The sequence below is a fragment of the Aquipseudomonas alcaligenes NBRC 14159 genome, from assembly GCF_000467105.1.
GTDB lineage: Bacteria > Pseudomonadota > Gammaproteobacteria > Pseudomonadales > Pseudomonadaceae > Aquipseudomonas > Aquipseudomonas alcaligenes.
Map to the genome: position 1 here is coordinate 1 of NZ_BATI01000068.1, position 8,423 is coordinate 8,423.

The 8,423-nt window shown below is 61.7% G+C and carries 12 protein-coding genes and 1 pseudogene; 8 read left to right on the plus strand and 5 right to left on the minus strand.

Features of this window, described 5'->3' with window-relative positions; genetic code table 11:
• Nucleotides 1-118: 118 nt before the first annotated feature.
• Nucleotides 119-553: an Hg(II)-responsive transcriptional regulator gene (merR, locus tag PA6_RS21620; protein ID WP_000429838.1), complete on the minus strand. Its 435-nt coding sequence runs from the start codon at nt 551-553 to the stop codon at nt 119-121.
• Between the two features lie 71 nt (nt 554-624).
• Between merR (PA6_RS21620) and merT the strand changes: the two genes are divergently transcribed.
• From merT to PA6_RS21640, 4 genes and pseudogenes are all read left to right on the plus strand, one after another.
• A complete protein-coding gene (merT, locus tag PA6_RS21625; protein ID WP_001294667.1) occupies nt 625-975 on the plus strand; it encodes a mercuric ion transporter MerT in 351 nt (116 codons plus the stop codon).
• A gap of 15 nt (nt 976-990) precedes the next feature.
• Nucleotides 991-1,266, plus strand: a complete 276-nt coding sequence (gene merP / locus PA6_RS21630) for a mercury resistance system periplasmic binding protein MerP (protein ID WP_000735441.1) — start codon at nt 991-993, stop codon at nt 1,264-1,266.
• Between the two features lie 2 nt (nt 1,267-1,268).
• The gene (gene merF, locus PA6_RS21635) at nt 1,269-1,514 is read left to right on the plus strand and encodes a mercury resistance system transport protein MerF (protein ID WP_000654684.1); all 246 of its coding nucleotides are present in this window, start codon (nt 1,269-1,271) and stop codon (nt 1,512-1,514) included.
• A pseudogene (locus tag PA6_RS21640) lies at nt 1,511-2,149 on the plus strand (cation transporter); the annotation flags it as partial. The gene merF and the pseudogene PA6_RS21640, both read left to right, overlap by 4 nt.
• An 87-nt stretch (nt 2,150-2,236) precedes the next feature.
• On the opposite strand, the gene merR (PA6_RS21645) reads toward PA6_RS21640, so the two are convergent.
• The gene (gene merR, locus PA6_RS21645; protein ID WP_003089120.1) at nt 2,237-2,635 is read right to left on the minus strand and encodes an Hg(II)-responsive transcriptional regulator; all 399 of its coding nucleotides are present in this window, start codon (nt 2,633-2,635) and stop codon (nt 2,237-2,239) included.
• 74 nt (nt 2,636-2,709) lie between these two features.
• Here merR (PA6_RS21645) and PA6_RS21650 point away from each other — a divergent pair, with 74 nt between their 5' ends.
• From PA6_RS21650 to PA6_RS23180, 3 genes are read left to right on the plus strand one after another with little or no spacing between them, the layout of a single operon-like run.
• A complete protein-coding gene (locus tag PA6_RS21650) occupies nt 2,710-3,060 on the plus strand; it encodes a mercuric transporter MerT family protein (protein WP_003089115.1) in 351 nt (116 codons plus the stop codon).
• Nucleotides 3,061-3,072: 12 nt separating this feature from the next.
• On the plus strand, nt 3,073-3,348 hold the full coding sequence (merP, locus tag PA6_RS21655; protein WP_021703121.1) for a mercury resistance system periplasmic binding protein MerP: 276 nt from the start codon (nt 3,073-3,075) through the stop codon (nt 3,346-3,348).
• Between the two features lie 7 nt (nt 3,349-3,355).
• Nucleotides 3,356-3,568 (plus strand): GDCCVxC domain-containing (seleno)protein, encoded by a 213-nt coding sequence (locus tag PA6_RS23180; RefSeq protein ID WP_003089113.1) that lies wholly within the window; start codon nt 3,356-3,358, stop codon nt 3,566-3,568.
• Between the two features lie 12 nt (nt 3,569-3,580).
• On the opposite strand, the gene PA6_RS21660 is transcribed toward PA6_RS23180, so the two are convergent.
• The 3 genes from PA6_RS21660 to PA6_RS21670 are packed head-to-tail and all read right to left on the minus strand — an operon-like array spanning nt 3,581 to nt 7,227.
• Entirely contained in the window at nt 3,581-6,574 is a 2,994-nt protein-coding gene (locus PA6_RS21660; protein ID WP_003299771.1) for a Tn3 family transposase, read from the minus strand.
• A 3-nt stretch (nt 6,575-6,577) separates the two neighbouring features.
• Nucleotides 6,578-6,988 (minus strand): putative toxin-antitoxin system toxin component, PIN family, encoded by a 411-nt coding sequence (locus PA6_RS21665; protein WP_003150546.1) that lies wholly within the window; start codon nt 6,986-6,988, stop codon nt 6,578-6,580.
• Nucleotides 6,988-7,227: a ribbon-helix-helix domain-containing protein gene (locus tag PA6_RS21670; protein WP_003089107.1), complete on the minus strand. Its 240-nt coding sequence runs from the start codon at nt 7,225-7,227 to the stop codon at nt 6,988-6,990. The genes PA6_RS21665 and PA6_RS21670 overlap by 1 nt, the downstream gene beginning before the upstream one ends.
• A gap of 201 nt (nt 7,228-7,428) precedes the next feature.
• On the opposite strand from PA6_RS21670, the gene PA6_RS21675 reads away from it, so the two are divergent.
• Nucleotides 7,429-8,358, plus strand: a complete 930-nt coding sequence (locus tag PA6_RS21675; protein ID WP_003150544.1) for a recombinase family protein — start codon at nt 7,429-7,431, stop codon at nt 8,356-8,358.
• The last annotated feature ends 65 nt before the right edge of the window (nt 8,359-8,423 follow it).

Sequence of the window (8,423 nt, forward strand, 5' to 3'; positions counted from 1 at the left end):
TGTCACTTTCAGAAGGCGACAGCACGAAATATCAAAAGTCGACCGCACGGTCTTTTCTGACGTTGGAGTCGCCTCAGAAAACGGAAAATAAAGCACGCTAAGGCGTAGTTCCCTCGGGCTACACCGCGTCCGCACTGCGCGGTTCTTTCTTCCCTTGCAGTGACGCAATCAGCGGGCAGGAAACGTTCCCCTTCCGCGCATGGCAGGCGCACACCAAATCAGACAGCACGGCCTCCATGCGCGCCAGGTCAGCCATCCTCTCGCGCACGTCCTTGAGCTTGTGCTCGGCCAGGCTGCTGGCTTCCTCGCAATGGGTGCCATCCTCCAGCCGCAGCAGCTCGGCGATCTCATCCAGGCTGAAGCCCAACCGCTGGGCTGATTTCACGAAGCGCACCCGCGTTACATCCGTCTCGCCATAGCGGCGAATGCTGCCGTAAGGCTTGTCCGGTTCCGGGAGCAAGCCCTTGCGCTGATAGAACCGGATGGTCTCCACATTGACCCCGGCCGTCCTGGCGAAAACGCCAATGGTCAGGTTCTCCAAATTGTTTTCCATATCGCTTGACTCCGTACATAACTACGGAAGTAAGCTTAAGCTATCCAATTCAGATTCGAAAGGACAAACGTATGTCTGAACCTCAAAACGGGCGCGGCGCGCTCTTCACTGGCGGGCTGGCCGCCATCCTCGCCTCGGCTTGCTGCCTCGGGCCGCTGGTTCTGATCGCCTTGGGGTTCAGCGGCGCTTGGATCGGCAACTTGACGGTGTTGGAACCCTATCGCCCCATCTTTATCGGCGTGGCGCTGGTGGCGTTGTTCTTCGCCTGGCGGCGCATCTACCGGCCGTCAGCCGCCTGCAAACCGGGTGAGGTTTGCGCGATTCCCCAAGTGCGAGCTACTTACAAGCTCATTTTCTGGGGCGTGGCCGTGCTGGTTTTGGTCGCGCTCGGATTTCCCTACGTCGTGCCATTTTTCTATTGATCACAGGAGTTCACCATGAAAAAGCTGCTTTCCGCCCTTGCCCTCGCTGCCGTTGTTGCCCCCGTGTGGGCCGCCACCCAGACCGTTACGCTGTCCGTACCGGGCATGACCTGCTCGGCCTGTCCGATCACTGTCAAGAAGGCGATTTCCAAGGTCGATGGCGTCAGTAAAGTTGACGTGACCTTCGAGACGCGCGAAGCGGTGGTCACCTTCGATGATGCCAAGACCAGCGTGCAGAAACTGACCAAGGCTACCGAGGATGCGGGCTACCCATCATCAGTCAAGAACTGATCATGAAAGACCCGAAGACACTGCTGCGGGTCAGCATCATTGGCACAACCCTCGTGGCGCTGTGTTGCTTCACCCCTGTTCTGGTCATTTTGCTCGGTGTGGTCGGCTTGTCCGCGCTGACCGGCTATCTGGACTATGTGCTGCTGCCTGCGCTGGCGATTTTCATCGGCTTGACCATCTACGCCATCCAACGAAAACGCCAAGCCGATGCCTGCTGCACCCCGAAATTCAATGGAGTAAAAAAATGACCGAAATCACCGTGAATGGCATGACCTGCACATCCTGCGCCACCCATGTCAAAGATGCTTTGGAAAAGATTCCCGGCGTGAATGCCGCTGTGGTGTCCTATCCAGAAAGCCGCGCGCAAGTCATGGCAGACACCGCCGTGAGCCACAACCAACTGCTGGCCGCCATCGCCGCATTGGGTTATCAAGGCTCGATCCGGGTTGGTGATTTCAAAGATGAACCAAAAATCCGTGATGCACTTGAGGGCGCCGGTTTGCATATCGCCATCATTGGCAGCGGCGGGGCCGCGATGGCGGCGGCGCTGAAGGCCGTCGAGCAAGGCGCGACGGTCACGCTGATCGAACGCGGCACCATCGGCGGCACCTGCGTCAATATCGGCTGTGTGCCGTCCAAGATCATGATCCGCGCTGCCCATATTGCCCATCTGCGCCGGGAAAGTCCGTTCGACGGCGGTATTGCGGCAACTGTGCCTGCGATTGACCGCAGCAAACTGCTGGCCCAGCAGCAGGCCCGTGTCGATGAACTGCGGCACGCCAAATACGAAGGCATCCTGGACGGCAATCCAGCCATCACCGTTTTGCACGGTGAAGCGCGTTTCAAGGACGACCAGAGCCTGGTCGTCCGTTTGAACGAGGGGTTTGGGGAGCAATGGAACCAAAAACCAACGTAAGCTCTGAATCCCACCGTAAAGGGGCTTTCCGATCTCCAGCTCACCCGCCAGGCATTACTCTCTGATCAGTGCCTCGATGATCGGGCAGATCGTTCCGCCGTCTCCCGCATCACATTGCTGCACCAGTTCGCCTAACAGTTGCTGCATGACGACCAAGTCGGCCATCTTCTGCTCGATCAACGCGAGCTTGCGTGCAGCCCGTGCTCGCGTTTCGGCACAGGCGCACGACTCATCCAGCGTCAGCAGTCCACCGACTTCCGAGAGCGTGAAACCCAGCGCCTGAGCCCGCTTGATGAAACGCAGTCGCTTCACCATGTCCACCGGATAGCGCCGATGGCCACCCAAGGGTTTGGCTGGTTCATCCAGCAGCCCGCGTCGCTGGTAGTAGCGGATCGTCTCGACGTTCACCCCGGCGGCGTCTGCCAGCTTGCCAATGGTCAGCTCTGTGGCCATCACTTTCTCCTTGATTCCGTACTTTGGTACGGAGTTTAGAATAGCACCTAGGCAATCAGGCTCAGGAGATGGGAATGGGGATGCAACTCACCGGGAAAGGCTCGCTGGTCGCGAGTTCGCTGACCGCCATCGGTGCGTCGGTGTGCTGTGTCGGGCCACTGGTGCTGTTGGCACTCGGTGTCGGCGGTACGTGGGTGGGCGCTCTGACCATGATGGAGCCACTACGCCCCCTCTTCATCGGGTTGACTCTACTGTTCCTGGGATTGGCATTCCGCAAGCTCTACCTGGTGCCACAGGTTTGTACGCCAGGTACACCCTGCGCCGATCCGCGCACGCTCGTGCGACAGCGACTCGTGTTCTGGATCGTCAGCGTGCTGCTGCTCGGCCTATTGGCCGTGCCGTGGCTCGCCCCGCTGTTCTACTGAAGGAGATTAACCATGCGCAAACTGCTGATCGCCGTGCTTTTCGCCTTGCCCTTCGTGACGCTGGCGGCTCCCCCGAAAACCGTCACGCTCGACGTGCAGAACATGACGTGCGGACTCTGTCCGATCACGGTCAAGAAGTCGCTGGAGAAGGTGTCCGGCGTGAGTGACGTCCAGGTCAATTTCGACCAGAAGACGGCGACCGTCACCTACGATCCCGATAAGGCCCAGCCCGAGGCACTGACTGAGGCGACCGCGAACGCGGGATACCCCTCCACAGTGCAGAAGTGAGGTCACGATGAGCGCCATTGTCCTTGAGTCCGTGCTGACTTGCCCGCGCTGCGGCTTCGCCAAGCCGGAAACCATGCCCACGGACGCCTGCCAGTTCTATTACGAGTGCAGCAACTGCAAGGCGCTGCTGCGCCCCAACCCAGGGGATTGCTGCGTTTTCTGTTCGTTCGGCTCGGTGAAGTGCCCGCCGATCCAGCAGCAGCTTGGGTGTTGCTCATAGCGTTTAGGGGGATCACAGGTCGTCGTCTGGATTACGCAGTGGCCGCAGCTCGCCGCGCGCAACTTCTTCCGGTACCGCAAAGGAATACCGCCCGAGCATGTTGATGTGCTCGTAGATCAGCGGCGATAGCCGGGCCAAATCCTCTTCCAGCACTGGATAGCCGTGCTGCTTGAGCCGTTCCACGGCCGCCGTCATGTAGAGGGTGTTCCACAGCACGATGATGTTCACCACCAGGCCCAGAGCACCGAGCTGGTCTTCCTGGCCTTCGCGGTAGCGCTGGCGGAGCTCGCCGCGTTTGCCGTGGAACACGGCGCGGGCCAGGCTGTGCCGGCCTTCGCCTCGGTTCAACTGGGTCAGGGTGGCGCGGCGCTTGGACTCGTCGTCGATATAGGTCAACGTGTGCAGAGTCTTTTCGATCCGCCCGAATTCGGCCAGCGCCTGGGCCAGCCGGGTGGGTCTATCTCCCGTTTGCAGCGTGCGCATGATGCCAGTCGCCGGCACCCGGCCGAGTTTGAGCGAGCCGGCCAGGCGCAGCAGGTCGTCCCAGTGCTCGGCGATCAGGTCGAGTTTGACCGACTGGCGGGCCAGCCCGTTGAGCTTGCCGTAGTCCGCGTCCGGGCGCGTGCGCCAGAAGCGGGTACCGCCGACATCGGCCAGCCGCGGACTGAAGTGGTAGCCAAGTAGGCGGAAGAGCCCGAACACCACATCGCTGTAGGCCCCGGTGTCGGTCATGATTTGCGTCGGCTGCAACTCGGTCTGCTGTTCCAGCACGACCGCCAGCAACACCAGGCTGTCGCGCAGCGTGCCGGGCACGGTGATGGCGTTGAGGCCGGAGAATTGGTCGGAAATCAGGTTGTACCAGGTGACACCCCGGCCGGTGCCGAAATACTTCGGATTGGGGCCGGCATGCACGGTGCGCACCGGTACGACGAAGCGCATGCCATCGGCGGAGGCGACCTCGCCGCCACCCCAGACTTGGGCCAGTTCCAGTTGGCTTTGCGCTCCGACCAGGATGGCGTTAGCCGCTGACAGGGTGTCGTCGCGGATATAATTCTGGCTGACCCAGGACAGCCGGTCACGGCGCAGCGCCGGGTTGTCGGTGCGGATCAAGGGCTCCAGGCCGGTGTTGCAGGCCCCGCCCAACAGCACCGCGCAGAGGCTGGTGACCAGGTTGTCGGCGCGTGCATTGCGTTCGGAGACATGGGTGAAGGCCTCGGAAAAGCCAGTGCGGGCGGCGATTTCCAAGAGGATTTCCGGCAGATCGACACGCGGCATCAGGTCAGACACGGCCGCCCGCAGTTGCAGCAACGAGCAGGGCTCGTCCAGCTTGTCCAGCGCCCCGAGCGACAGTTCGGTCTTGCCCTCGGTGTTCTCGCTCAGTTGAATCGCCGGGTTGTCGGGCAGGCGCGCGGCTACTGCCAGCCAGGTTGCATCCAGCTCGACGGACAAGGCGTCCAGGGTGGTTTTGGCGTCGATGGTCAGGCCCAGTGACCGGCAGATGATCGGTCGCGCCGCCAGCCATTCGGCACCGTCGAGCAGGCCAAGGCGCGGGTCGGCATAGCGCCAACTGGGCGAGACGAAGACATCGCGGCGGCGCAGGGCCGTGCGCAGCGCATCGAGCGTGCAGAACACATAGGCACCCATGTCGAGGGAGCCATCTTCGCGGGTGATGTGCTTCTGCCAAGCCTTGGCCACGATCTCCTGCGGCGCGTCATCCTCTGGCTTCCGGCGCGGCAGGTTCAGTTGCAGCCACTCCAGACTAGCCGCCACGCCCTTGCCGGCCGGGCTGAAGCCGAAGCGGATGTGCTTGAGCAGGTCGGGCAGGAAGCGGCGCACGCTGCGGTAGCGCGCTTCCAATGCAAGAAAATAGACGTCATCTACCGGGCGGATCAGCGCGTTGACCTCTTCCAGGGCCTTTTCCAGGGTGGTCCTCGGCAGGTCGTTGAACAGCCGGGCGCGCACGTTGTCATCGCTGATCGAGCTGTCCAGCACGACCTTGCACGCGGCGGCGAGCGTCGCGGCCGACCGATCCAGGTCTTTCAGGCTGCGCATGCGGGCTTTCTTGTCGGCCTTCTCCGCGTTGCTGAACAGGTCGCGCAGCAAGGCCTCCAGGACTTCCAGTGCGTCGTCGTGCGCAGTCGCCTCCAGGCAGAGTGCGAAGGCCACCAGTGTCGCCATCCGCCGCGACGCCGGCAGCCGATTAATCGCGGTGACCTTGGCCGTGTTGGCGAAGCGGGCCAGGGCGGCGATACGGCTGGGAGGGATGTGCGCCGCCGCCGGCAAGGTGATGCCGATGCCGCGCACGTCATCGAGCCGGCGCAGTGCCCGAATCAACGCGGGGCCACTGACCATGACCGGGCCGGAGCGCAATTGATCCAGCCGGGAGCTGCGGTTGCCTTCGGCCACCGTCAGCAAGTCTTGCAGTTGCAATCGCTGTTCCTCAGTCACGCTGCGGCCCAGCGTAAACCAGAGGCGTTCTTCGACCCGACTGCGCAACTGGGCGATAAAGCGCTCTAGTTGAGACACACCAGGCAGGAGGACTTTCTGTGTGAACAGCCACGAGGTGGCTCGCTCAAACAGCACTCCCGGCCGGTCGGTGCCCGTCCAGCAGAGGGCATACAGCCAGCGGCTCAAGCGAAAGCCGATGCCCGGATCGGTGAAATGACGATAGCCAAAGCGGTTCTGAATATCGGTGGCATGTATCCAGCGGCGATGATCGCTATAGCGCTGGAGGCAGTCGGGGTCTGGAATCGCCAGTTGTCGGCAAAGCACCTGCAGGACTTCCACCGGCACGGCGGCGGGCTTGTCCGGCAGAACGCCAACGAAGCGGACGGTGGTCAGCAGAACGGCATAACCCAGACGGTTATGGTTACCCCGCAGCACCTGGATGGCTTCACGGTCTTCATCGCTCAGGTGGAAGTAACGTTCCAGCTCTTCACGGCTGGGCGAATCAACATAGCGGCCAAAACCGTCGCGTTGCTCTTGAGTCAGAAAACCGACCGGCATTGATCACAGCACCTCGACGCAGAACACGGCGGGCGTGACGATCCGCGTGCGTTCGATGTGCCCGCGTTGCAGCAGGCCGGCGCGGCGATCACCGGTTACCAGGTAGTCCGCATCGCCCGCCAAGGCCATGGCCAGCAAAAACGAGTCATCCGGATCATCGGCTTCGACCTCGATGGTCAGGCGCTCCAGTACCACAGCCCGTTGCAGGTTATTGATCATGGCGCCCACCTTGGCGGGCTGTAGGATGGCCTGAAGCTTGGGATAGCGGCTGGCTCGACGAATTTCATCGAGTTGCATCCGCGAGGTCACCACCTCGAAACGCGCCGCCCGCCAGGCACGGTAGATCGCATCGGGCGCGCCATGTGGCGAGATCAGGGCGCTGAACAGGATGTTGGTATCCAACACGACCCGCATCAGCGCTTACGTGCCCAGTCGAGCGCTTCGTCAACCGCGTTGGTCAATTCTGCCTCACTCAGATGGGCGTTAGCGGCCTTGGCCTGCTCAGCGCTCAGCTCCAGGATGTGTGCCCGTACCGCTTCTTCGATGAAGCGCGACAGGTCGCCCTTACGGCCGCCGCCCTGGCTGGCCAGAAACATCCGAAGCGACTGGTCGGTGTCGGCCGAGACGGCGACATTCCAGCGAATGGTATTCATAGCGTTCTCCGCTAATAGGTGTTTGTGTGTTTATACGCCAATCACAAAGGGCGATGCAATGGTTCGACAAAACGAAGGTTTTGCCGAACTCTATCGAGGAATGGCTCGGTTCGTTAAGCTCCCCGCGCTACGGTTCAAATAACTGGTACGCTTAATCAAAGTTCAACTATTACTAACGTAGTCGAGTAAACAGTACTTTTGATGAAGATCGGTTATGCGCGAGTGAGCACTCGGGATCAGAAAGCCGACCTACAAGTCGATGCCCTGAAACAGGCCGGGTGCGAACGCATCTACCAAGACATCGCCAGCGGCGCGAAAAGCGCCCGGCCGGAGTTGGACAAACTGCTGGCCAACGTGCGGCCGGGTGATGCCGTGGTGATCTGGAAGCTGGATCGCCTTGGGCGTTCCCTCAAGCACCTGGTCGAGTTGGTCGGCGAGCTGGCAGAGCGCAAGGTCGGCTTACAGAGCCTGAATGACCCCATCGACACCACCCACGCCCAAGGCCGCCTGGTGTTCAACCTGTTCGCCTCGCTGGCGGAGTTCGAGCGCGAGCTGATCCGCGAGCGGACTCAGGCGGGTCTGTCGGCCGCACGGGCGCGTGGCCGGATCGGTGGCCGTCCCAAGGGCCTGCCAGCCAAGGCTGAGGCCACCGCCATGGCGGCCGAAACCCTCTACCGCGAAGGTCGCCTGAGCGTCAGCGCGATCGGCGAGAAGCTGCACATCTCCAAGAGCACGCTGTACAGCTACCTGCGCCACCGTGGTGTCGAGATCGGCGCGTACCAGAAGAGCGCCAGGTCACGCGACCAGCAGCCTTCGGCCGCGTCGCCGGCAGAGCCGCCCGCCGCCGAGCGGGTGGCCACCGTCACCCTGCGCCTCGCGGTGGTGAATAACAGCAAGTTCGTGCGCGGCCGGAAGCGGGCCACGGAGAACATTGAGCGCTACTGCCTGGAGCCCTATGGCATGAAGCGGCTGGATGCCGGCCACTATGAGTTGACCATTCCGTATCGGAGCGACGATGAGCTGGACAAGAGCGTGCATGACCTGCTGACCGAGATCAGCCAGGAGGCCGACATGCGCAACTGTTTTGTCGAGATGGGCGCCTGGGAAGAAGACACCGAAAAGCGTTGGTAGGGCTTACGTTGGTTTTTGGTTCCATTGCTCCCCAAACCCCAGGTACTGTAAAATAGAAGAGTGAG